This window comes from Ignisphaera cupida, from assembly GCF_030186535.1.
GTDB lineage: Archaea > Thermoproteota > Thermoprotei_A > Sulfolobales > Ignisphaeraceae > Ignisphaera > Ignisphaera cupida.
Window position 1 is genome coordinate 16,958 of the sequence record NZ_JASNVW010000004.1, and the last position, 24,135, is coordinate 41,092.

Genomic DNA, 24,135 nt, shown 5'->3' on the forward strand with positions numbered 1-24,135 from the left:
TGTGAAAACATGCTTATAAAGACTAAATAAAAACGATTTTATTTTTATAGCATTTATAATTCGTGTAATCATAAATATTATATTGATTTGGTGTCATTACATGAATAAGAATGAATTTATATCAATAAAATTTGATTTAGTTAATGGATTAATCCAATGGTATACTAGAAAATATCACATTAAATTAAGTGAATTAAGAGACTATGCGTATGATTCAAATGAAGTTGATAAGCTCATTATGGAAAAAGGTGATTATGTTATTTATGAAGTTTATGAGATAGAAAGACCTGTTGTTGAAGGTGAAATGATTTTTGGTGTAACCAGGATATTTCCTGGAGTTATAGGACAGGAATACAACTTTACGAGAGGACATTATCATGTAAATAAAATGGCTGGTGAAATATATGTAGGTATTAAGGGATGTGGATTAATGTTGTTACAAGATTTGCAAGGCAATTTCTTTACTGAGGTGCTTGAAAGAGGTTCTCTAATTTATATACCTGGAAAGTATGCTCATAGAGTTGTTAATACATGTGATGAAGACCTAGTATTTTTATTTGCATATCCAGCTATTGCAGGTCATGATTATGAATTGATAAAGAAATGTGGATTTAAGAAAGTAGTGCTAAATATTGAAGGGAAACCTACTATTATTGATAATCCCAAGTACAATAAATGTAAACAATCATAACTATTGCTGTATAGCAGCAAGTTCGTCAAATAAATTCCAAAATGTGTTTCTGAATTTTTTAAATATAGCATAGAATTTATTATATATTTCATGCTCGTACTTGTCAGGTTTTAATATAATTTTAGGTTTTACAACATTATCAACTATGTTAACTATTTCGTTAATATTGAATATTTTCAATCCTATACAAACAAGTATCGCATCACCTAAAAGTGCACCTTCAGGAACGGCTGGTAAGAATACTGGCTTCCCAAAAATATTTGCTCTTATTTTACTCCACACAATGCTTTGGGCACCACCATTAGCTAAACGCACCTCTTCTATCTTGGTATTAGTATATTTCTCTATTTCATCTAAAATTTCTCGCTCAGCATATGCAATTCCTTCAAGTATAGCTCTTGCAATGTGGTATCTTGTATGACTTAAATGTAATCCAAATAAGACTACTCTTGAATTAACATTACCTGGGGGTCTTTCCCCCAATGGAAATGGATATACCAATAAACCTTCTGAACCAGAATTTATTGAAGCTATTTTCTCATCTAATACCTGATATACTGAAATATTTCTATTCTTTGCCTCCATGCTTTCTGGTATGGCAATATTATCTTTAAACCATCTATATAAAGCTCCAACTCCTTCTACTATACCAAATGTAATCCATCCATCAATAGAGTGATGCAGATTTTGTAGAGCTGGTGAGATAACAGGGTATTCAACAAAAGCTGCAACATCTGATGCTGTACCTGTCATTATAAAACATCTACCTTTACAAGTACATCCTGCACCTAATGCTGCTGAAAGGAAATCGCCTGCTCCAGCTATTACAGGAATACCTGGTTTAAGACCTGTTATTCTTGCAGCATTTTCGGATACTGTTCCTACTATATCATAGGATTTGTATATAGGTGGAAGTTTTTCATGATCAATATTTAGTAAACTAAGCATTTCATTAGACCAATCAAGAGTTCTAATATCCATGAGATAGGATCCCGATGCCTCAGTCCAATCAATTGATATGGATCCAGTAAGTTTATATACTATGAAGCTTGAAGAAGTTAAGAACTTAAATGTATTCTCATATAGCTTGGGGGCCTCCTCTTTAATCCAAGCTATGTGAAATCCCCACCAGGAAGGAGAAGCAAGGTTTCCTGTTACCTCCATAAGTTTTAGTTCATCAACTTTTTGTTTAACTTTAACACATTGAGGGTAGCTTCTTTTATCACACCAAAGTAGAACCCCTCTACTTAAGAGTTCACCATCTTTAGAAATAGGTACTGTGGCATGCATTTGACCACTAACACCTATGCCTATGATCTTATCTGGGCTAATGCCGGATTTGCTAAGAATCTCTCTAATACCTTCAACAGTGCCTTGCCACCATAACTCAGGATCTTCTTCAGCCCAACCAGGCCTAGGTGTTATCAGTATATTCTCTCTAAAGGCTTTTGAAATGATGTTTAAATTAGAATCAAACAATGCTATCTTGGTATTCTGAGTCCCAATATCAATAGCTAGTATGTATTCATCAGAATTTTTTACATGCATGCTAATCCCAATAATAGATCTGTATTCATAAATTTGTTGCATTATTTATCGAAGAGAATTCTATTGAACCTCCTGAAAGCTGTGGATATATGTATATTGATGTACATTCTCTTGGTATTGTATCATTATAATGTAAAACTTTAATAGCATTTCCATTTACATCCTCACATATGATAAAAAATTCGTTGGGATCTAATGTTACTTTAGCAATATTTTCAATAACTTTAATTAGTTCCTTAGTTAAAGAAACTTTACTAGATACTTCTATTATTCTCATTGTTGTATTAGAACCTGGTTGTGCAAATGAATGTGATTTTAATTTGACTAAAATTCTTTCACTTTCCATAATATAAACCTCTCACATCAACTATTAGAATTTGTATTAAGCTTTTAAATGCGTAATAAAATCTATTTTATACCTTGTATTTATATTGATAGTAATATTTTATCTTAGTGTCAGATATAATCTAAAATGAATTAGGATGATATAATGAATTATGAATCAAGATACTATGGTTACAGAGGCAAAATTCTTAGGATTGATTTATCAAAGAAAAAGTATCGAAAGGAAGAAATACCGAAAGAGTACTTAATTAAATACTTGGGTGGAAGAGGTTTAGCTGCAAGATATTACTATGATGAAATCTCGCCTAATATGGATCCATATGACCCATACAATAAATTGATTTTTATGACAGGTCCTTTGACAGGTGTAAATATTTTTAGTGGATGTAAATTATCTCTAGCAACAAAATCTCCATTAACTAATCACTATTTTTGTAGTAATGCTGGAGGATTTGCTGGAGCTGAATTGAAGTTTGCTGGGTACGATGGTATAATTATTGAAGGTAAATCGGATAAACCAGTATACATAACTATAATGGATGATGATATAGAATTCAAAGATGCTTCACATCTATGGGGATTGCCAATAGATAAAACCATTGATATAATTAAAAGAGATTTTGATGTTAATGCTAAGGTAATTGCCATAGGTCCTGCAGGTGAAAATTTAGTTAAAATATCTAATATTCAAGCTGATAATAGAAGTTTTGGTAGAGGAGGAATAGGTGCAGTAATGGGGTCTAAAAACCTTAAAGCTATTGCAATAAGGGGTACAAAGCCTGTACATGTTTTTAATGAAGAGAAGATGCGAAAACTATTAGCAGAGTCAGTATTGGACATCAAAAAAACTACAGCTTTTCATACACTATATGGTACTCTACAGTATATAGAACCTTTATCAAAACTTGGAGCCATACCTTTTTACAACTATCAAAGAACTTCATATAGAGATGGACATAATATAGAAAAGATTTTTGCTGAAACTATAAGAAGAAATTACCCAGTAAAAGATAAACCTTGTTTTAGATGTCCAGTAATGTGCACTAAGTATGTAACAGATGTACACACAAAAACTTCAGCTGAGTTAGACTATGAAATTGTTTGGGCTTTAGGCCCTAATTGTGGCATAGATGATGTTAGTACAATTATAACTGCTACATATTTATGTGACACATATGGTCTTGATGCTATAAGCACAGGAGTTGTAATAGGCTTTGCCATGGAAGCGTATGAAAAAGGCATTTTATCTAGGAGTTTAGCTAATGACTTAGATCTTAAATTTGGAAATGAAAAAGCTTTAATAGAATTAATCCATTTAATAGCGAAAAGGAAAGGATTGGGAGGAATATTAGCTGAAGGTGTTATGAGAGCATCAGAAAAAATAGGAGGAGGCTCAAATCATTTTGCTATGCATGTTAAAGGACTAGAAATGACAGGCTATGAGCCAAGATCATTCTTTGGAATAGCTCTAGCATATGCTACTTCCAATAGAGGTGCATGTCACAATGTTGGTGGTTGGACTATTAGAGATGAACTACTTCAACCTAGAATTGATAGATTTGCCATTCAAGGTAAAGGCCACTTGGTTAAGGAACTACAAGATACTAGGGCCTACATAGATTCACTTGGGTTATGTACAATTGTTAGAAGAGGACTTGGATTTACAGCTACACCTGAAAAAGGTGAAGAACTGTTATACTACGTTACGGGAATAGATTTTTCTAAAAAATTAATGCTAATTGGGGAAAGAGTATACAACTTGGAAAGAGTTATTTTAAATCGTGAAGGCATAACAAGAAATGATGATATACTTCCACAAAGAATATTTAAGGAGCCCCTACCAGATGGTATGGCTAAGGGCAGAGTTTTAACATATGACATGTTTAATTTCATGCTTAATGAGTATTACAACGTTCGTGGCTGGGATTCAAATGGAATTGTGCCTCAAGAAAAAATGTACGAACTTGAAATACCATAACTTAGCTAAAGATCGAGATAGGACAAATGTTATTTTTTGAATTGTTCTTGTATTTTTATAAAGTAATCAATTTCAAAATAAGAACTAATTTTCTAATGAATATTCAGATAATGTATAAAAGTCTAATCATATAGGAACATAAATTGTGTTCTTTATCCATGCTATGAAATTACAAAATATCTAAATAATTATATAGTTGTTATGCTACCATCATTTATTTCTGTAACAATTGTCAATAATATGGAAAATTATTATGACTAACTATATATTTAATTATGAACTAATTTGAAATCGATAAACATATCTTAATCTCTTTTGCAATAAAATGTGCATCAGTATAGAAAGATAATGCTAAATTGGAAAATTTTAGCATAGTTTTCATCATGCAATATAAATATATATTGTGAATTATATGAATAGCTTAGTAACTACTTAATGGAAATGGAAATAGTTAAATAAATGAATGTTGAAATTTATGAAGTCTCTGAAACAGAGCTCTATTGTAAGAATGATATAAGTTATACATATGATGAGCATTTAATACTTTGATTAACCTTCTCTATCACTGCTTTACCTTTTTCTGTTAACGTATATACTCCATTGAATTCTTTTATTAAACCTAAAACGTGAAGTACATTAACATCGTCAATTAGCTCTTTAATTGTTGTTCTTTCAAATGAAATTTCATTGCATTTTAGATTTTTTATTATTGAATATAGTTGTGATATTGTTAAAGCATTATGTTTAGCTAGTATTGCTAAAACTATAAACTGTGGTGGAAGGTTTTTATTAAGAGACATGTACTTAGCCTCTTGTGTCATTTGAAGACACAAAAAACATATGTTTCTAGTAATATTCTAAAAGCTGTGAGAAAGTTTAATTGATGATGAGAAAGGGGTTTAAATGAGATGGTGAAGAAGCCCTCGATCTCTGATAAAAATGATTTATTGTATTGTCAGTTCACATCCAAGTTTTGACTTTTCCTCAATTTTAACAGCTTATCAATTTTCAGTATTCATTTACCGCTGCATCTATTAATTTATATAAACTGCTGTGGCAATTGTATTCTATCTGCCTCTACCCTTATTTTAGCTCTAAGGCAATGCTTATTTAAGCCATTAATGTTAACGTAACTTGTCGTTAAAGAGATGGGGAGACCATTCTGGAGAAGCAAGACTTCTAGTTGTAAAAGCCCAAGTTATTTGTCTCTATTTGTGCTATAACAGATTTTTATGTTTGACGAAAATGTTTGCATGGTTTCCATGAGTCATGGATAAGATAAAAACCCTTAGATGTAACCATGGAATAATTGAAATGAGTATCTAGAAAGAAATGGATCAGGTGAGACAGGTGTCATCACAATCTCAGTTTCGCTGGGGTCATCATGATGTTGACTCTAAAATCATTTTAAGTTTTTATTTTGGAATAGGAATATATATTTTTAAGTGATGATACGACGGTCTCCTGAAATGTGATGAAACTTCTCTTCGCTGATGTGTTTAAGAGATAGATTAATAATGCTTGTTTTTACAAAAATGCTACTAGATATTTGGAAACTAAGAAAGGTTGTGTGGGCGATTTCATGAATTTCATACAAAGCAGAAATGTAGCTCAAAATGTGAGTTCCTTAAATAAGTTTATGTTTCCTCACTCAAGATATATGAGTTTATGTATTAACTGTTCTGGTCCTGTAGACGATGTTAGGGCTTTGAATAGAAATGCTTGTGAAAAATGTATGAATGTAAAAGATGTTGTTAATGTAAGTTCTATTAGGGATTTGCTTAAGTATTTGAATTCTCCTTCCAAGAAAGTGTTGGATCTTGTAAAAATAGAGGAGTTTGTAAATGATTTTATAGAGTTTTTTAGAAAAGCTGTTGGTGATTATCCGTGGAATCTTCAAATAAGTTGGGCATATAGAGTTGCTCAAAACATTAGCTTTGCTATGATTGCTCCAACAGGAGTAGGTAAAACAACATTTGGTTTGGTCATGTCGTTGTTTCTTTCATATAAATTCAATAAAAAAGTCTATGTTGTTGTACCCACATCAATTCTTGTTGAGCATTATTATAAGAGAATTCAGGAATTATCAAACAATTTAGGCATAGTCGTTGAAACTGTGGCTATACATTCAAAGATTTCGGCTAAGAGAAGAATGGAGTTAGAGAATATTGTAATGGATGGAAAGTTTGACATTTTAATAACAACCTCTAATTATTTACAAAGAAACTTTGCAGATGTGTTTAAACCTCTTATTGAAAAAGGTTTTGTGTTTCACTTCATATTTGTTGATGATGTAGATGCTGTTATGAAAGGTAGCAAAGCGATAGAATACATATTGACGCTTTTAGGTTTTTCTCAAGAGGATATGCAAATAGGATATAAATTATCAAGCTTGAAAATCAAGCAGTTGAGATGTTTATCGCAAAAAGAAAGAGTTGAGGAGTGTAAAGAAGGAGATACTCCAGTAGATGAGTTAATAAGAAAATATCAAGATCACATAGCAAAGAAAAGAGAAGGTGCTGGAATACTAATTGTAAGTTCTGCCACGGGTAGAGCAAGAGGACGTAGAATTAAATTATTTAAAGAACTTCTAGGATTTGCAATAGGATCTAGTGTAGAACTCTATAGAAATATTGTTGATGTTTACATACCTGTGAGCAGCTATGAACAAGCAGTTGAGGAAATGGCAAATATTATTAAGAAACTTGGTCATGGAGGATTGGTTTTTGTACCACTTGATAAAGGTGTTGAAGAGGCGCAGAAACTTGTTCAAGAATTAAGAAATAGAGGAATAGAAGCTGATATTGTAGTTAGCAAAAAAAGCAAAGCACTGAAGGAGTTTGTTGAAGGTAAGTTGCATGTTGTTGTAGGTGTAGCAACATACTATGGTCTTCTTGTTAGAGGTATTGATCTACCTGAGATTATTCGATATGCCATATTTTTTGGAGTTCCAAGACACAAAATATCAATTACAAAAATAGAGTATAACCCCAATACATTACTTAGAGCACTATCTGTTTTAATTGATGTTGTGGATGAAAAGAATAGAAATAACATCTTAAATCAGATACTGATATTGAGAAGAATAATAAGAAGAACTTCGCCATATGTGCTTAGAGATATTGTTGAATCCATTGAAAAAGGAGTGTATGATGAGAAAAATGAGATTGTAAAAACATTGCTAAAGATATATGACTATGTGTCTTCCTTGCTAAAACAAAATGAGATTATCGAGAAACTGAAGAAGAGTTCTACCATTACTATACAAGAGGAAAATGGTCAGCTTTACATGTTGTTACCTGATGCTCCAACATATATTCAGGCAAGTGGAAGAACATCAAGACTTTACATAGGGGGGATAACAAGAGGTTTATCAATAATTATAAGTGATGATGCTAGATTAGTTAATGGTTTAGAAAAAAGGCTTAGACTTTATATTGAGGATTTTAAACTTTATAGAGTTGATGAAGTTGATTTAGAGAAGGAATTGCAAAAAATTAATGAAGATAGAGATATTGTTAAAATGATAAAAAGTGGCAATATACCTACTCATCTACTGGGGAGAAGGGAAGAGCTGATCAAAACAGCCTTATTTATTGTTGAATCTCCAAACAAAGCAAGAACAATAGCATCCTTCTTTGGAAAGCCTGCAGCTAGAGATTATGGAACACTTAGAGTATATGAAGTAAATGTTGGCAAAATGCATTTACTTATAACAGCATCTGGTGGACATATATTTGAACTTGTTGAAGAGGAGTTATCGCCAGAGTCTATTTATGGTGTTGAAAAAAGGATTTATGACAATGTTAAAATATTTGTTCCGAGATATGACTACATAAAAAGGTGTATGGTTTGCGGAAACCAGTTTGTGAAAGGAGATAGATGTCCTGTTTGCGGCTCTTCTGAATATAAGTCATCTAAGGATGTGGTAGAATCTCTTCAAAAAATTGCTTTAGAAGTAGATGAAGTTATTATTGCTACGGACCCTGATTCTGAAGGCGAGAAAATAGCTTATGATATAGCTGTGGCATTAGCACCTTATGCAAAGAGCATTAAAAGAGCTGAGTTTCATGAGGTGACTAGAAAAGCTATTCTACAAGCACTTGAAAATCTAAGAGAAATAAACTTGCAGCTTGTTGAAGCGCAAATAACTAGGCGAGTAGAGGATCGGTGGTTAGGATTCTCATTATCAGAGTATGTAACAAAGCTTTATGGCACAATAAATAAGAAGGAGAAGCTGGATAGAAGATATAGTGCTGGAAGAGTCCAAACACCTGTTCTTGGAAAAGTAATAGAAACATTGATAAATAGATTAAACACACTTAGACGTAGCAAGTTAATAAAAGTTTCTAACTTACAATTTGAGGTACCGCTAGAAGTATTTGCTTCTGCAGGTGTAGAACAGCCCATAAGATCTTCTGACATTGAAATTATTCTCCATTATATAAACTCATACAAAGATGTTATATATCCTTTACCACCATTTACAACAGATGAAATGCTTGCAGAAGCCCAGAGGGTATTACGCATAAATTCTGTAGAAGCAATGCAAATTGCTCAAAATCTTTTCGAATTAGGTTTTATAACATATCATAGAACTGATAGTACCAGAGTTTCCACAGCAGGCATGGCTATCGCCAGAGAATATCTAGCATCACAAATTGGTGATGAAGTTAATAATGTTTTTGTTCCAAGAAGCTGGGGCGAGGGTGGCGCTCATGAGGCAATTAGGCCTACAAGACCCATAGATGCTAACAGATTGCGTGAACTCATAGCTGAGGGTGTGATAGAAACACCTATAACATTAACCCAAGCTCATTATAAACTCTACGACTTAATCTTTAGAAGATTTATTGCAAGTCAGATGAAGCAAGCTACAGTGGAGAGAACAGTATTTCTTGTTGAAATAATGTGTAAGGGGAAAAAGGTTCTGGAAACAACAATAGAGGTCATAACTAATATTGTAGACCCAGGATTCACCCTTTATTATTCCATTGCACCTGTTTTATCCCTTCCAAAAACTGATTTAGTAATGAAACCATCAAAAGTAAGATTGGTTGAGATGAGTGATGTGAAATTGCCAACACAAGGAGATGTTATAAAATGGATGAAAAATGTTGGTATAGGTAGACCTAGCACATATGCTAAAATAATTGATACAATACAAAAAAGAAGATATGTTTATGTCATAGGCAAGAATCAATATTTAGTGCCTTCGCTAACGGGAGTAATAGTATATGGCTTGTTAGCTGGAAATAACTTCCCAGAGGGAAAACATGATATCAATGTTTTTATAGAAAAGTTTGTTCAAAAATATCCATTTCTATTTAAAGAAGTGAAAAAAGAGGAAATAGTTGAATATGTGAAAGAAGCTATGAAAAAGGCTACAGATGTTATTGCGGAAATGGTTTCAACAACTAGAACAAAGTTATTATACGACAAAATGGAGGAGATAGAGAATGGAAAAATTGATTATAGGGTGATAATAAATGAGTTATTTAATGAAATATGTACCAAGGTTATTCCAATGATATATGAACCAGGTAAAGTGAAGGAGGTATGCATGTAAACAATAGTATTAGCATAGCAATAGTTCATACAATTATAGAGTTGGGATCTAGAAAAAAGAATTTGAGTAAAATTAAAAATGTTTTAGAAAGATTAATGCAACATCAAAAAAATGTTGATGTTGTGATACTGCCTCAAATGATTAATGGAGTTCCAATCTATGAAATTAACTTTAAAAAAATATTTAAAATTGTTAGTGAAACAATACCAGGTCCTACAACAGAGGACATGATTAAATTAAGCAATAAATACAATGTGGATCTGATAGTAGGTCCTCTAGTAGAGCGTCGTGGCTCTAAACTATATAGATCAGCAATCTATGTTAGTAAGGGGGGTAGCATAAAGGAAGTAGTTAGACAGGTTACACCTACAGATAAATTTAATGGCTATGCACAAATCCCATACATCACAATGAATAATGCTAAAATAGGTTTTTTAATTGCTGATGATATTTTCTATCCAGAGTTATCATTCATCTTTTCAATTTTGGATGTTGATATAATAATAGCGTTTCCCAGTATAAAACAGGATATTCGCAAACAACAGCAAATAGCTTCTCTCAGAGCTTTAGAAGCAAATACTATGGCCTTAGTGATTGGAGGAATATTTGAGTATAAACAAGATGTTATAGCAACAATTCCCACAATAGTTTTTGATGAGTATGGAGAAGAAATGGAGAAAATGGAGGTAGAGGAAAAAGTGCTTATTCTAAATATTCATATGAAATCTAGATCTGTAATGAGGAAAACCTTGAATTCTAGGCTTAAAATTATAAATGAATTAAAAAAACTCTTACGTACAAAGTAACTTAGGCTTTGCATCATGTTGCATTCTATACTAGCTTTGATTAAATGATGAATGCTAAACCTGATGATTTCTCATTTTTTAGTAACTAAGATGATGCGTCTGCTCTTTACACCTAGTTTTACAGAACCTTGTTTAATTAGGTGAAGCAACATCTTTTTTGCTAAGCCATACTTTATCCCAAGTTTTTGTGAAATTGTGAAAGTTGTTGCATATCCAGTATTGTTCACCTCCTCTAAAACCTTTGAGGCTAACCCCTCATCAACAACGCTTATTGCTGGGGCTGCTTTTTTCTCTTCTTTTACTACTTTCTTAACCTCTTCCTTTTTGACCATTCTCTTTTGTCTTTTCTCTAATGTTGAAAGTGGTTTTCCACCTTTAGTACCCATTAATGTAACCCCAGTTAATATAAAGTATTCCCTTATTGTTTAAGCAGTATTCTCACTTATAAATTATCATCACTTAAATAGGTAGATGGTGCTAGAGCAAATGCGTATTGTAACAGTAAAAATGCCTGAGTCTTACCTTGAAGCAATAGATGAATTAGTTAAAATGGGTAGATATTCATCAAGAAGTGAAGTCATAAGAACTGCGATTAGAGAATTGCTGAAGAAGGAGTTGTGGGGGAATGGATATAGTTTAGAAAAGCCAAGGAGGAGAGGGAACAGATCTAAGGTTGTTGAGGTCATAGAAGAGATTTGATTTTTGTTTTAGTTAATCAATAGTGATTTTGCTTTATTTACTCTCTTAACAATTATTCTATAGAGGTGATGATGAAGGTTGGTATTTTAGATGTGATGATATATGACACCAGTTCTGAGCCAGGACAACATTTTTAATTATGGTGATTATGTACTAATATATTTGGATAGAAAAAGAAGAATACTTGCGAAATTAGAGCAAAACAAGAGAATATCCTCGGATAAGGGTGTTATAATAGCTGATAACATTGTTGGAAAGGAAAAAGGATCACAAATAGTTACATCTTTAAATATCAAGGCCTGGGCGTTGAAACCTCTGCTTGTTGATTATATTGAGAAGGGAATAAAAAGAGTTACTCAAGTTATATATCCCAAGGACTTAGGTTTCATCATATTTATGCTAGGTATAGAATCTGGTGCTAGGGTTCTGGAGGCTGGTGTGGGTTCTGGCAATACTACAATAGTTTTAGCGCATTTCGTTAAGCCTACAGGCCATGTTTATGGCTATGATAATAGAGAGGATTTTTTGAAGATAGCCAGAAACAATATTGCTAAGCTGGGTCTGGAAAATTTTGTTACGTTGAAATATGGTGATGTAAGAAAAGGTGTTGATGAAAAGAATTTAGATGCAGCTGTAGTGGATATACCCGATCCCTGGGAAGCTCTAAATACAATCTACAACTCATTAAAACCATCTGCACCTGTTGCCTTCTTTATACCATCTGTTCAACAGTTACTGAAGCTCTATGAAGCTTTGGAAGATTTCAAGGGTTTTACAGATATTAGAGCATTTGAGTTAATACTGAGAGAATATGAATTATCAAAAACATCTATTAGGCCATCAACTCATATAGTTGGTCACACCGGGTTTATAATGTTTGCGAGAAAAATTATTAAAAGCTTATGAAGTCTGGATTCCATATAATGACAAGGTTGTGTGCTGAGAGTGGAAATGGCTATGTCAATCTCCAAGCAATATCTGCAGAAAAGTGGCAAAAACTTTAGTGAATGGTTTGACTGGATAATTTCAGAAGCTGAAATATATGACTATGGCAGATATCCGGTAAAGGGTATGGGGGTCTGGCTTCCATATGGATTTCAAATTAGAAGAAGAGTTATTGAAATAATTCGCAATTTACTTGATGAGAAAGGACATGAGGAAATATTGCTACCATTGCTAATACCAGATTTTTTGTTTAAAAAGGAGAGCGAGCATGTAAGAGGCTTTGAGGGAGAAGTTTTCTGGGTTACTAGAGCAGGTTTAGAGGATGTTGATGTTAAACTGGCTTTAAGACCAACAAGTGAAACAGCAATAAGTTACATGGAAAGTTTATGGATTAAGAGCTATAGGCAGCTTCCAAAAAAGTATTACCAAGTCGTAAGTGTCTTTAGATATGAAACCAAAATGACAAAGCCAATGACTAGAGTAAGAGAAATAACAACATTTAAAGAGGCGCATACAGTTCATGAGGATTTTGAGGATAGTGAAAGGCAAATTATTGAAGCTGTTGAGATATATAAGCAATTTTTTGACTCTTTAGGAATTCCATATATAATATCCAGAAGGCCTCAATGGGACAAGTTTGCTGGAGCATTGTACACAATTGCTTTTGATACGCTATTTCCTGATAAAAAAGCTGTGCAAATAGGAACTGTGCATAACCTTGGTCAAACATTTACAAGTGTTTTTGATGTTAAGATTCAAAAAAGAGATGAGTCAATAGACTATGCCTGGCAAACAAGTTATGGAATTTCTGAGAGAGTTATAGCATCTATAATAGCTTTTCATAGCGATGATAAAGGACTTGTATTGCCACCAAATATTGCGCCATATCAAGTGGTTATAGTACCAATATATCATCAAGATGTGAAAGAGAAAGTTATAGAGTATTGTAGTAAAGTAGCAAAGGTACTTAGAGAACATGGTTTAAGAGTATTTGAGGATTATAGAGACGATTTAAGACCTGTGGACAAATTCTTTAAGTGGGAGTTGAAAGGGGTTCCTATAAGAATTGAAATAGGGTTTAGAGAAGTTTCAAATGGTACTGTCACAATATTTAGGCGTGATGTTATGAGAAAAGAGGTAGTGTTTCTAAACCAACTTGTAGAGAAGGTTACTGAATTGCTGAATGAAATTCTTCAAAATGTGAAGAGCAGAGCATGGAAAGAGTTTTTATCTAGTGTAAAACTTTTCAATAACTTTAATGAAGCCATTAATTTCATTAATGAAGAAGGTGGTATAGCAATACTTCCATGGTGTGGAGATGAAAAATGTGTTCGCAATAAACTTGAGGGTGTAGAGGGTATTAGTGCTTTAGGTGAAATTCTTATTGATTCTTTAAATAAACTTGGAATTAGCGAGAAGATTAGTGAATATAGTTCTTGTGCATTTTGCAATAGAAAGGCAAAGACATTTATGAGTATAGCTAAAAAGTATTAGTTGTAGGTAAATAACTTGATTATCATTTTTAAGCTTTGCTTACAAAATATGTAAATTGCATAGTGGTGTTTTATGCCTAAGAAAAGAGAGAATAGAGGAAGAAGAAAAGGAGACAAAGGATCTGTTAGCAGAGTACATTGTGATAACTGTGGAGCTTTAATACCTGAAGATAAAGCTGTTTGTGTAACAAGAATGTACTCACCTGTAGATCCACAGTTAGCAAGTGAATTAGAGAGAAAAGGAGCAATAATAATGAGATATCCAGTAACGAAGTGTTACTGCATTAACTGTGCAATATTCTATGGAATTATAAAAGTGAGAGCAGAGGAGGAAAGAAAGAAAATAACAAAGCTATAATTTTATGCTCCATGCAATTTTTTATATATTGCATGAAGCCTTTGAACAATTGATATAACGCCAAGAATTATTAATGCATCCATTAGCAAAGTTGCTATATAAACACCATGCTTTAAATCAATAGCTATTACTAGTGATGAAAGAAACAATATTATCATTCTTTCTCCATGTTCGAGAATTCCAACACCTTCTAACTTAACTCCCTTTCCTTCTCCCAAAGCTCTTAAATAGCTCATGAGAAAAGATGTAACTAAGGCCAGGGAGACAAGCAGGGAATTGATTCCAATTAACATTAGTGATATTAGAAAATTTGCTTCAACAACTCTATCACAAAATGAATCAAGTACAGAGCCCCAGGCTGTAACCCTCTTCCTGGTTCTGGCAATAGCACCATCTAATACATCTGCTATGCCAGAGACTATAACCAGAAGTGGTACTATAATTAGGTTAAACCTGATTAATACAATCAATATTGATGCAAATGATGTAATCAATCCAAAAAGAGTAACAACATTTGGATTTACATTGATTTTTTTGGCAAAAGAATTAATAGTGTTTGAAACACTGTTTCTAAATTTGCCTAGCATTATTGCCCACTTTCAAAATTTATTTATGCTGTTTATGTATAAGGTATATTAGCTAAAGGTTTAAAACCACTATATAGATGAAGAAGAATCCGGGAACTGAGAAATGATGTAAGGGCTAAATAAAGTCTGATTATTGGTGAGTAGGGAATAGGCGTTGTAAAACAAAAAAGAAATGTATATATATCAATATATGATGCAAAAACACTTTACAAATTTTTAGAGCTATTAAAGACTTTTGGAGTTCTGTATCGAGGTGTTTACAATGTTTGTGAAGAAAGTGGTCTTCAAAATTGTGTGCTTGTAGTTGATGAAGATGGTTTAAAATATTTAGAATCGATAAAATGCATGTTCAATTGTATTGTTGTAAATACCAATAAAAATGCTGTTGAGAAAAGCGCTATAATGACTTTGGTTCTATCTAGAATAGATAAAGTAGATGTGACTACATTGATAGCTGGACTAGACTATGGCTCAAATATAGGTTTAGCTATTTTTGCAGATTCCAATCTTATTTTTGTTAATAGCTATAGAGGTGAGGAGAGCGTTATCAAAACATTGAAAATGTTTTTTGATGCTATACCAGCCAGTAAAAAAGTTATTAGAATTGGAATACCAAGTGAGTTGATACATGCTAAGCTAAGTAAATTTATTGATGATTTGCTGAAAAAATTTTCAGGCAATGTAGTAATTGAGTTAGTGCATGAACATAAAACCTCAAAATCATCATTAATTATAGATGAGAGTTTAGATGAAGACTCCATAGCTGCAATAAATATAGCATTAAAAGCTTTTCAAAATTATTAAAACCTTAAAACTTGATTTCCATTAGATAGTTCTTGGGCGTTCATGTTGAATACAGCAATTTCAGTGCCATTGCCACAAGGTCTACAAGCTAAGTTGGTTTTAGAAAAAGGAAAGATTATAAGGATTCTAGGACCTGCTAAAATATATGTTGAAAGTGGTTGTATTAGAATTCTTGGAGTTGATTTGTGTAAGGGTCAAGAGATTTGGATTAGTAAGTATAGAAGTTATGCTGTCAAAGCTGTTGATGTAAGTACTCTAAGCGTTATTATTGGTGAAGGTGGTGCTGTGGAAGAGCCATCTCCAGGAGAAGAACCTATTGATGAGTGGGAGAATATAGCTAGGGAGATTGTTAGTAGAGGTGGTAGAGTTGTTGTTTTAGGACCAATAGAAAGTGGAAAAACATCTTTTTCTACATTCCTATCAAATTTAGGAATAGAGAATGGCTTAAAAACTGTTTTAATTGATGCTGACGTGGGTCAATGTGATTTAGCTCCACCAGGATTTATAGCAATGAAGTTTATGGATAGAAAAGTTATTTGGCTTAGAGAACTTGTAGGCGATTTGATACGCTTTATAGGATTTATAACACCAGCATATAGCTTGGCAATGGCAAGAATCATAACAAGTGTAATGGAGTTAGTAAATATAGCTGAAGAAAAAGGGTCTCAGCTAATCATAATTAATACTGATGGCTGGTTTGGAGATTTAATGTCGATAGAATTCAAAATACAGTTAATAAGAAGTGTAAAACCATCATCAGTTGTTATAATGGGTAATAAGATACTTTGCGAACAACTCTCAAATATTTTCACAAAATTCTCTTTACCTAAAGTCTATTGTGTTTCTAGTCCTATGCATGTGCGAAAAAGAGATAGAGATGATAGACGCCAACTTAGAAGAATTAACTATATGCAATATCTTCAAAAAGCAAAGAAGAGATGTTTCAACATTAATAGCATAGCTATTTTAAATTCATGTTTATTCAACGGTACTTTAATTACTGATGATCTTGAGCAGCTGAGAATGAAACTTGGGATTGAGGCTATTATGGCAAGTAAATACGAAGATTTGTTGGTTGTTGCTGTATCCGATGATACAAAAGTTGATAGAATGCAGATAGGTTCTGACAATGTTTACATAATTAAACCATCACATGCAAAGGGGGCATTAGTAGCGCTTCTCAATGAAAATATGGAGGAGGTGGGTATGGGGATAATAGAATCTATAGATTTATTAAGAAAGGAAATATGCATATTAACGGAGTATGAAGGAGTTGTTAAAGGAGTTTCAATAGGTAGAATAATAGTAAGTGAAGAGTATGCTGATAAGGGAAAGGTAATGAAATGTATTATATGAGTTTTATAATTATGGCTTTGTAACATATGTTTAACCAAGTAAGTAATTTGATATGCATTTGAATAGTTTTGATAATAGCTTAGCACTAGTTACATAGCCTTATATTTTTAAATAAAGGAAATATTTAACTAAGTTAATACTAAGTTAATACCAAGCAAGAGGTAGGATGAGTAAATGTCTTTAAAATCTTTTATAAGAGAACTTGATTTAAATGAATTAGAGGACCATACTTCAAAGGAATTGGATTTTGAATTAGAGCCCACAAAACTTCTTTTTGAATTAGATAAGCAAGAGAAGGTGGCGCTTTTCAAGGTAAAATCATCGCAATTTATTTGTGTAGGCAATGTTTTGAATAGTAGAAGTAGGTTATATAGAAGAGTGTTAAGGGTTAAGTCAGATGAGGAGGCGTACAAAAAGCTCATTGAAGCAACAACAAAGCTTGTAAAACCAAAGGAGAAAAGTTTTCACGATCTTTTTCAGGTTGTGAAGGATTTCAACTTAAACTCTATACCATTTATAAAGTTTTATCCAGGTGATGGTGGCAGATATTTATCATCAGCAATATTCATAGCATGTCTTGATGATGTTTGCAATGCATCTATTCATAGAACAATGCTATTAACAAGAAATACTGTAGTTGCAAGAATTGTTCCACGTCATCTAAGATATATCTATGATCAGTACAAAAGAAATGGTAAGGAAATGCCTGTAGCAATTGTTGTTGGTGTGCATCCAGCAGTTGAATTAATGGCAGCATCTTCTCCACCTTTTGGAGTTTTTGAAATGCACTTAGTTCCCAATATTTTAAATGATTTTACAGTAACATATACACCCCTATACAGCATTCCAATACCTTCTCAAGCAGCACTTGTTCTCGAGGGTAGAGTCTCAATATCACAGTTTGTTGATGAAGGGCCTTTTGTGGATTTGCTCCATCTTTATGATGCTAGGAGAAAAGAACCTTTAATAACCATAGACGCTATGTACATAAATCCGGATGAGTACTTCAATGTAATATTGCCAGCAGGAAAGGAACATAAGTTGCTTCAGAGCTTCTATAGAGAAGCAATGATTTGGCAAACTGTAAGCAGTGTTGTTCCAAAGGTACATAAAGTGAGATTGTTAGAAGCTTCAGGTTCGTGGCTTATCATTGCCTTGTCCATAACTAAAAATGTTGATGGAGATGCAAAGAATGCTATTCTAGCTGCTTTTTCAGGACATCCAAGTGCAAAAATAGCTATTGTTGTTGATGATGATATAGATTTGGATTCTATTGATAAGATTATATGGGCTTTAGCAACTAGGTTTAGAGGTAGGGAAAGTATGGTAATTGTTGAAAAAAGTAGATGCTCCACATTAGATCCTTCTTCACCCAGTGGTATATGTGATAAGCTAGGTTTTGATCTCACAATACCTTTATCTGCAGATAAAAATATGTTTAAATATGTAAATGTTATGTGATGATAATGTATCTAAATGCAATTGAAGAAAAAATTCTTTCTGGTGAGTATGGAGAGGTTTTGAGGAAAGCCATGGAAGTTGTAGTCAAAGTTGGTGAGGTTCTTGGTGCAGAAAGACTCATAGATATAACTCATGCTCATATCTCAGGGGTGTCTTATTTTAATATAGGGGATGATGGGCTGGAGTTTTTAAAGGATTTAAAACAAAGAGGTGCAAAGGTTAGAGTATATACAACAGCTAATCCATATTCTCTTGCTGGACTATCGTTATACAAAGACGAGAATATAAATAAAAAGCAAATTGAGATAATAAAAACACTTATTGAATTAGGAATAGATCCAGGTAGTTTTACATGTACACCATACGAAATTAGAAGACCATCAATAGGAGAACACTTGGCATGGGCTGAATCAAGTGCTGTAATATATGCTAATTCTTTGTTAGGAGCCTTTACAAATAGAGAAAGTGGTATAACAGCTCTGATGTCTGCTCTAATAGGAAAAACATATGATGCTGGTATGCATAGAGTTGAAAATAGAGTGGCTACAGAGGAAATACATATACAATTTGATATAGATTCAATACTTTTTGCAAGTCTTTTAGGATTGTATATAGGGAGAGTTACAAAGGGCATTCCATACATTAAAGCAAGGTATCGTGCAGAAAACAATGCAATGCTAAATCTCTTTTTGAAAAACATGTTAGCATCAATAGCATCAACCTCGAATTCTTCCATGGCGATTCTAGATAGTATAACACCTCCAAATACATTTAAAAGAGATGACCATATTGAGAAAATCTCTATTGACGAGAAAGAATTGAAGTATGATGTTGCATGTCAAAGTGATACATTATTGCTTGGCTGCCCCCATTTATCATATGAGGAGATAATGACTTTATTTAGAAGTAAGTATATGGAGATATTCAAGAGATATGGAATAAATAAAATAGTGGTAACAGCTGTTAGCAACATCATTAGGTATGATGTAGAGATCAAGGAAGTAATTAGAAGAATTAGGGCTATGTACAATATTGATATAGAGGTATTGCCAGGAGCATGTGCAGTTGTCTCCAATTTAAAAATGCTGAAGATAGAAAGTATATACACACCTCATGGCAAAGCGCTGCACTACCTATACAATCTATCAGGTGCTATGCCATGTTCAATAAATGTGTAGAACTAAAAAATGTTGTGACTATTGGTGAAGGCAGGGTCTTTGGTGAGGTAATTAAGCTAAGAACATTATCATTTCTTGGAGATGTTAATAAAGAGAATGGTGAAATAATTGCTCAGGATCTAGAGGCTCGAGGAAGAAAACTAGGAGGCTCTATTTTGGTTGTGAATAGGTTTCGTGGAAGTACTGTTGGAGTTTATGTATTATACTCACTTTGTAAAAGAGGCTTAGCACCTAAGGCCATATTAATGGTCGAGCCTGATACAGTTGTGATTAGTGGAATAATACTTTGTAACATCATAGGAGTTATCAACATCTCTAGGGAACTCTATGAAATTATTCCTGATAAAGCAAAGATAATGATAGAATGTGGGAATAGTCTAGCTAGGTTATGCATATACGAAGGTAGTAATGCAAATTCTGAAAATAAAGCTATTCTTTAGCAGATCTTTTACTGCTACGCTGTTCTTGCTTTGGCTCAATTGATTTGCCTTTGCCTAATAATTTTTTTATTTTTTCAATTCTTTCTAGAGCATCTAGCCAAGCTATTATGTTTCTAGCATCATCAAACTCGGTCTCACTGCTGTTATTCTTCAATTTATTAACATATGTACTAAGTTTATTGGCAATGCTTTTTTCAAGCTCCATTAGCGTGGATATTACACCAGCTTCAGAAACCTCTTCCTCGCTTTTAACAAGCATAACCTTTCCATGTATAGGGCAAACAACTTCACCACTGGGAAGCTTAAATAATGGTGAACCACATAAAGGACACACATCAGCAAGCATAGTAGCGCCACTTCTAAGCAGTTCCGACGCTTTTCTAATTATTTCATCTCTATCTGTCTTTACTTGTTTGCTCACTATAAACACCTTTGTATGTATTTTAACGCATAAAGGCATATAATTTTTGCGTAAAATATTTATGGCATAATTAATTTTATTATCTTCCTATAATACAAAAAGAAATGGCGATAAAATGAAAAATATGTATTCAATAGTAATAGGCATTATTGTAGGCACTTTCATAAGTTTCATTAACAGTTATTCTTATGCGATCTCCGGCTATACAACATCTGAAATGTCTATAGTATGGGTGCCTATAATAATTCTATTTATTTTCGATAGACTAATGAAAATAAATTATGATATCTCAGATGTTGTAGTAGCTACAGCAATTGCGATAGGAATTGACATTACTACAACATTGACTTCTGGAATGTACATAACATTTGGTTTTCTAAAATATGTTTCTTCAAGACTCAAACCATTTGGATTTAACATTATAGTGCCTAAACATTTGTTTGCTTACAATGGATTTTTAGATGTTGAGGCAATGCCTACATATATAAGCTTGGCTGTAATATCTCTTGGAGGAGCTTTCATAGCCTATGCAATGAGGACTCACTTTCTGGATAAAGAAAGACTAAAATATCCCATAGCCGTAGCAGCAGCGACGATAACTCAAACATTGAAAAATATTAAAATAGGTAAAGGCTTTTTCCTAACATTTCTTCTATTAGGCTTTGCACTACAAATGACATATTTTGCAACAGGATTAAGCATTGATTATACACCTATCACTTCAATGCTTCTTCCAGGTGCAGTATTTGCTGTGTCCTTCTCACCTTTATTATTTGCATTGCTTATGCTTTTACCATTAGGCTCATTAAGATCTTTTTCCATAGGTTCTTTACTAACATATCTACTGTTTATACCCATGGCTGTAAAGCTGTTTGGTATTCAGTTACTGCCTTCACAAAGTTATGATGATATGTTGTTTAGTGTTGCTCCAGTTATTCTAAGCTATAATGTTGGATTTATTGTAATATTTCTATTGTTTTATATAATTAGATATTGGTCATTACTGGCAAGGGGTTTGTCAATAGTTTTCAAATTCAATGTAGAGAGAACAGCATTTGCAACAGGTTTAGCCTATATAATATTTTTAGGAGTACTTTCAATATTATTTGCAATAACCTTTATGCATGGTTTTAACATTGCCATACTGTTGGTAGTTGTAACAATAGTTGTCTTTCTTCATTTGATATTAATCATAGGTAATCTAAGAGTGGTAGGAGAATCAGGCACAGGGTCTCAGGCCCTTTTCCCCCTTGTAACTATAATTATGTATATATTTGGTATACGCAATGTTACTTTATATGCTATGCTAGATCCATATACAGGTATTCCCATGCCTCAGGTAGCAGCATCTACATCAATGAACCTATTCAGATTTGCTAGATTTAATAGAGCAAATCTCATTAATATTTTAAAGTATTTTTGTCTAGGGGTATTTGTAGGAAGCTTTATAACTTACATATATGGAAACTTGTTAGTAGGTGTATATGGCTTCAATTCTAGCCAAATGCCTTTAACACGATGGATACCAACTGTAGTGTGGATGGCTGCTGTGTATCAGGGGAAGCTAACAAGCCAATCTTTGAATGTGATATTTCTTGCATCATTAATTGCAATATTAGTGTTAATTGCAAATAAATTCGTTAATATTTTGATCTTTCCATTTCTAGTTGGAATTACACTACCTCCTGATATTGGAATACAAACATTATTAGCGTATGTAATAAAAAGTATTATAGTGAAATTTGGTGTATCACTTCATGAAAAAGTTATTATAGGTTCTATAATCTTTATGTTAGGAGCTGCTCTAGCTCTTATTGTAAACATTGTGCTTACTGTCATGGGTGTGAACATAGCATGGCAATAACACTAGAAGTAACATTCTTTGCATTAATAGGAGTGGTAATTCTATTTATAATTTCAATGCTATTAATAAAACATTTAAAAGGGCTTGTTGAAGAAGATATTCTAAGAATTCCAGTATTTGTATCACCTGTAACCAAAATAGTAAAGCTCATTTTTTTCAATATAATAAGAAGTGCTGAGGCAATACTAATTATAATTGCGTTACTCTTAATCTCATTTTCTACAGCATATTCATCGACATATCTTTATTCATCGACAGAAATGAATGTTTCTCACATTCCTAAGGTTTACAATGTTTTATTAATTTCAAATAGATATGTGAATAATACTGAAGAAATAAATGAAGATATTTCATTAATATCGCAAGGATTTGTAAAAATTGTTCAATTATTTAATGGACTGGTGATAGAGCAAGAAAATAAGAGCTACTATTTGTTGCCTTTGCTTATAAAATGTTACATAAATAAATCAACTGTAATTGATATTGATTATATGTGTAAATTGATAAGGCATGGAAATGTTGCGATAATCGATGAAAAGAGCGAAGTTGATTTCAATACAATTACAATAAAAAATCAAAGATTCGAGCTGAGAAAAGTTAATCTCTCTAATATTGCTAATGTAGAGATTTTGCCAGGCATATACCTTTTTCATTCACTAGGTATTATAGGAGGTTCACCAATCTTAGTTTCGTCTACAAATGTTATCATCTTTCCTGATAATAGAAACCTATTCGAAAATCTATGTGAGGGTGGGTGTGATGTTAAGACGATACTGCTTATAAGAGATAGCAATACAAGTAGGTATATGGAGCATATCAACGAGTTATTAAAGTATTTTGAAATTGTTGCTATAAGGCATAATAATAAAGTTATTGTGTACAGCCCTAATTTAATCCCATCCTCAAAGACCATTATAGGTATAGGTATTTCATTGTTTTTCTCGTTAATATTTTCAATATCAGTTTCAGGAGGGTTAGCTGAAAAGATTAATCAAATCTCTCAAAAATTAACATTATCTGGTATAACTCATAACATGTTATCATCGTCTTTAGCAATGGTAATGATTATAACATTTCTCATATTTTTTACTCCAATATTGGCTTTAGTATTATTGAATAGGGTATCGGCTATATCATTAGTCACATATCTACTATCGGCAATACTATCAACTATGGTGATAATGGTTAGAGCATCAATGGGTTTAAAAACAAGAGGAGCAAAAATTTCTGTGAAGTCTTCAATATCAATAAGCGTTCCTACTGAGTTAAACGTAAATGAATTTAGAATAGAATTAGAAAGAAGCTTCTCAGCAGATGACTTTTTCTTACTTACAGAACTTGAAACTATAGAAGCTACACCTAGTAATATTGAAATAAGAGTTGAGCTAATGTATAAAAAAAGCTTGTCATCGATAATTACTGTTGAAATATATGGAGAAAAAAGCAATGGCATTTGGAGTTACAATATATTGGTTGATGTTTGGAGCTTGGAAGAAATGAGTGTGCATGAGAATGTCAAATTAGCCTCAATGGCTTTATCAAAAGTTCAGGGGATAGTAATAAAATGCATTACAAAATCCCAGTAAATAGCA

At 32.8% G+C, this 24,135-nt stretch carries 19 protein-coding genes and 2 pseudogenes; 15 read left to right on the plus strand and 6 right to left on the minus strand.

Translation table 11 applies throughout. The features are described 5' to 3' along the window. Positions 1–100 precede the first annotated feature (100 nt). Positions 101–691 (plus strand): glucose-6-phosphate isomerase family protein, encoded by a 591-nt coding sequence (locus QPL79_RS06755; RefSeq protein WP_285274046.1) that lies wholly within the window; start codon positions 101–103, stop codon positions 689–691. On the opposite strand, the gene QPL79_RS06760 is transcribed toward QPL79_RS06755, so the two are convergent. Further along, on the minus strand, positions 692–2,239 hold the full coding sequence (locus tag QPL79_RS06760) for a xylulokinase (RefSeq protein ID WP_285274047.1): 1,548 nt from the start codon (positions 2,237–2,239) through the stop codon (positions 692–694). A gap of 25 nt (positions 2,240–2,264) precedes the next feature. After that, positions 2,265–2,585 (minus strand): hypothetical protein, encoded by a 321-nt coding sequence (locus QPL79_RS06765; RefSeq protein ID WP_285274048.1) that lies wholly within the window; start codon positions 2,583–2,585, stop codon positions 2,265–2,267. A gap of 144 nt (positions 2,586–2,729) precedes the next feature. On the opposite strand from QPL79_RS06765, the gene QPL79_RS06770 reads away from it, so the two are divergent. Then, on the plus strand, positions 2,730–4,562 hold the full coding sequence (locus QPL79_RS06770) for an aldehyde ferredoxin oxidoreductase family protein (RefSeq protein WP_285274049.1): 1,833 nt from the start codon (positions 2,730–2,732) through the stop codon (positions 4,560–4,562). Between the two features lie 518 nt (positions 4,563–5,080). On the opposite strand, the gene QPL79_RS06775 is transcribed toward QPL79_RS06770, so the two are convergent. Continuing rightward, positions 5,081–5,383 carry a winged helix DNA-binding protein gene (locus QPL79_RS06775; RefSeq protein ID WP_285274050.1) on the minus strand — a complete coding sequence of 101 codons (303 nt, stop codon included), beginning with the start codon at positions 5,381–5,383 and terminating at the stop codon, positions 5,081–5,083. A 761-nt stretch (positions 5,384–6,144) separates the two neighbouring features. Between QPL79_RS06775 and rgy the strand changes: the two genes are divergently transcribed. Beyond that, entirely contained in the window at positions 6,145–10,131 is a 3,987-nt protein-coding gene (rgy, locus tag QPL79_RS06780; RefSeq protein ID WP_285274051.1) for a reverse gyrase, read from the plus strand. Next, positions 10,122–10,937, plus strand: coding sequence for a carbon-nitrogen hydrolase family protein (locus tag QPL79_RS06785; RefSeq protein WP_285274052.1), 816 nt, complete (start codon positions 10,122–10,124; stop codon positions 10,935–10,937). Before rgy ends, QPL79_RS06785 begins: the two co-directional genes overlap by 10 nt. A 71-nt stretch (positions 10,938–11,008) precedes the next feature. On the opposite strand, the gene QPL79_RS06790 is transcribed toward QPL79_RS06785, so the two are convergent. After that, the gene (locus QPL79_RS06790; RefSeq protein WP_285274053.1) at positions 11,009–11,323 is read right to left on the minus strand and encodes a hypothetical protein; all 315 of its coding nucleotides are present in this window, start codon (positions 11,321–11,323) and stop codon (positions 11,009–11,011) included. A 100-nt stretch (positions 11,324–11,423) separates the two neighbouring features. Here QPL79_RS06790 and QPL79_RS06795 point away from each other — a divergent pair, with 100 nt between their 5' ends. From QPL79_RS06795 to QPL79_RS06810, 4 genes and pseudogenes are all read left to right on the plus strand, one after another. Next, on the plus strand, positions 11,424–11,636 hold the full coding sequence (locus QPL79_RS06795; protein ID WP_285274054.1) for a ribbon-helix-helix domain-containing protein: 213 nt from the start codon (positions 11,424–11,426) through the stop codon (positions 11,634–11,636). 102 nt (positions 11,637–11,738) lie between these two features. After that, positions 11,739–12,542: a tRNA (adenine-N1)-methyltransferase gene (locus QPL79_RS06800; RefSeq protein ID WP_285274055.1), complete on the plus strand. Its 804-nt coding sequence runs from the start codon at positions 11,739–11,741 to the stop codon at positions 12,540–12,542. Positions 12,543–12,559: 17 nt separating this feature from the next. After that, positions 12,560–14,075, plus strand: a pseudogene (proS, locus tag QPL79_RS06805) (proline--tRNA ligase). Between the two features lie 72 nt (positions 14,076–14,147). Then, the gene (locus QPL79_RS06810) at positions 14,148–14,432 is read left to right on the plus strand and encodes a 30S ribosomal protein S26e (protein ID WP_285274057.1); all 285 of its coding nucleotides are present in this window, start codon (positions 14,148–14,150) and stop codon (positions 14,430–14,432) included. A 2-nt stretch (positions 14,433–14,434) separates the two neighbouring features. On the opposite strand, the gene QPL79_RS06815 is transcribed toward QPL79_RS06810, so the two are convergent. Further along, positions 14,435–15,019: a CDP-alcohol phosphatidyltransferase family protein gene (locus QPL79_RS06815; RefSeq protein ID WP_285274058.1), complete on the minus strand. Its 585-nt coding sequence runs from the start codon at positions 15,017–15,019 to the stop codon at positions 14,435–14,437. 294 nt (positions 15,020–15,313) lie between these two features. On the opposite strand from QPL79_RS06815, the gene QPL79_RS06820 reads away from it, so the two are divergent. The 5 genes from QPL79_RS06820 to QPL79_RS06840 all read left to right on the plus strand — a co-directional run bounded on the left by QPL79_RS06820 (position 15,314) and on the right by QPL79_RS06840 (position 20,258). Then, entirely contained in the window at positions 15,314–15,823 is a 510-nt protein-coding gene (locus QPL79_RS06820) for a hypothetical protein (protein ID WP_285274059.1), read from the plus strand. A gap of 45 nt (positions 15,824–15,868) precedes the next feature. Next, complete coding sequence (locus tag QPL79_RS06825; RefSeq protein WP_285274060.1) at positions 15,869–17,179, plus strand: Clp1/GlmU family protein; 1,311 nt, start codon at positions 15,869–15,871, stop codon at positions 17,177–17,179. A gap of 174 nt (positions 17,180–17,353) precedes the next feature. After that, positions 17,354–18,640, plus strand: coding sequence for a UbiD family decarboxylase (locus QPL79_RS06830; RefSeq protein WP_285274061.1), 1,287 nt, complete (start codon positions 17,354–17,356; stop codon positions 18,638–18,640). 5 nt (positions 18,641–18,645) lie between these two features. Then, a complete protein-coding gene (locus QPL79_RS06835; RefSeq protein WP_285274062.1) occupies positions 18,646–19,818 on the plus strand; it encodes an aconitase X in 1,173 nt (390 codons plus the stop codon). Next, on the plus strand, positions 19,800–20,258 hold the full coding sequence (locus QPL79_RS06840) for an aconitase X swivel domain-containing protein (protein ID WP_285274063.1): 459 nt from the start codon (positions 19,800–19,802) through the stop codon (positions 20,256–20,258). The genes QPL79_RS06835 and QPL79_RS06840 overlap by 19 nt, the downstream gene beginning before the upstream one ends. 79 nt (positions 20,259–20,337) lie before the next feature. Here the strand turns inward: QPL79_RS06840 and QPL79_RS09295 are convergent. After that, positions 20,338–20,604, minus strand: a pseudogene (locus tag QPL79_RS09295) (Sjogren's syndrome/scleroderma autoantigen 1 family protein); the annotation flags it as partial. Between the two features lie 292 nt (positions 20,605–20,896). Here QPL79_RS09295 and QPL79_RS06850 point away from each other — a divergent pair. Together QPL79_RS06850 and QPL79_RS06855 are read left to right on the plus strand one after the other, a co-directional pair. After that, positions 20,897–22,543 (plus strand): hypothetical protein, encoded by a 1,647-nt coding sequence (locus tag QPL79_RS06850; protein WP_285274065.1) that lies wholly within the window; start codon positions 20,897–20,899, stop codon positions 22,541–22,543. Continuing rightward, complete coding sequence (locus QPL79_RS06855) at positions 22,534–24,129, plus strand: hypothetical protein (protein ID WP_285274066.1); 1,596 nt, start codon at positions 22,534–22,536, stop codon at positions 24,127–24,129. The genes QPL79_RS06850 and QPL79_RS06855 overlap by 10 nt, the downstream gene beginning before the upstream one ends. Positions 24,130–24,135 lie beyond the last annotated feature (6 nt).

Bases quoted from the DNA above. Each gene is read 5' to 3' on its own strand.
- QPL79_RS06815 (WP_285274058.1), bottom strand. From the start codon at position 15,019: ATGCTAGGCAAATTTAGAAACAGTGTTTCAAACACTATTAATTCTTTT.
- QPL79_RS06790 (WP_285274053.1), bottom strand. From the start codon at position 11,323: ATGGGTACTAAAGGTGGAAAACCACTTTCAACATTAGAGAAAAGACAA.
- QPL79_RS06775 (WP_285274050.1), bottom strand. From the start codon at position 5,383: ATGACACAAGAGGCTAAGTACATGTCTCTTAATAAAAACCTTCCACCA.
- QPL79_RS06795 (WP_285274054.1), top strand. From the start codon at position 11,424: ATGCGTATTGTAACAGTAAAAATGCCTGAGTCTTACCTTGAAGCAATA.
- QPL79_RS06835 (WP_285274062.1), top strand. From the start codon at position 18,646: ATGTATCTAAATGCAATTGAAGAAAAAATTCTTTCTGGTGAGTATGGA.
- QPL79_RS06785 (WP_285274052.1), top strand. From the start codon at position 10,122: ATGCATGTAAACAATAGTATTAGCATAGCAATAGTTCATACAATTATA.
- QPL79_RS06800 (WP_285274055.1), top strand. From the start codon at position 11,739: ATGACACCAGTTCTGAGCCAGGACAACATTTTTAATTATGGTGATTAT.
- rgy (WP_285274051.1), top strand. From the start codon at position 6,145: ATGAATTTCATACAAAGCAGAAATGTAGCTCAAAATGTGAGTTCCTTA.
- QPL79_RS06840 (WP_285274063.1), top strand. From the start codon at position 19,800: ATGTTCAATAAATGTGTAGAACTAAAAAATGTTGTGACTATTGGTGAA.
- QPL79_RS06770 (WP_285274049.1), top strand. From the start codon at position 2,730: ATGAATTATGAATCAAGATACTATGGTTACAGAGGCAAAATTCTTAGG.
- QPL79_RS06760 (WP_285274047.1), bottom strand. From the start codon at position 2,239: ATGCATGTAAAAAATTCTGATGAATACATACTAGCTATTGATATTGGG.
- QPL79_RS06765 (WP_285274048.1), bottom strand. From the start codon at position 2,585: ATGGAAAGTGAAAGAATTTTAGTCAAATTAAAATCACATTCATTTGCA.
- QPL79_RS06830 (WP_285274061.1), top strand. From the start codon at position 17,354: ATGTCTTTAAAATCTTTTATAAGAGAACTTGATTTAAATGAATTAGAG.
- QPL79_RS06855 (WP_285274066.1), top strand. From the start codon at position 22,534: ATGGCAATAACACTAGAAGTAACATTCTTTGCATTAATAGGAGTGGTA.
- QPL79_RS06810 (WP_285274057.1), top strand. From the start codon at position 14,148: ATGCCTAAGAAAAGAGAGAATAGAGGAAGAAGAAAAGGAGACAAAGGA.
- QPL79_RS06755 (WP_285274046.1), top strand. From the start codon at position 101: ATGAATAAGAATGAATTTATATCAATAAAATTTGATTTAGTTAATGGA.
- QPL79_RS06850 (WP_285274065.1), top strand. From the start codon at position 20,897: ATGTCTATAGTATGGGTGCCTATAATAATTCTATTTATTTTCGATAGA.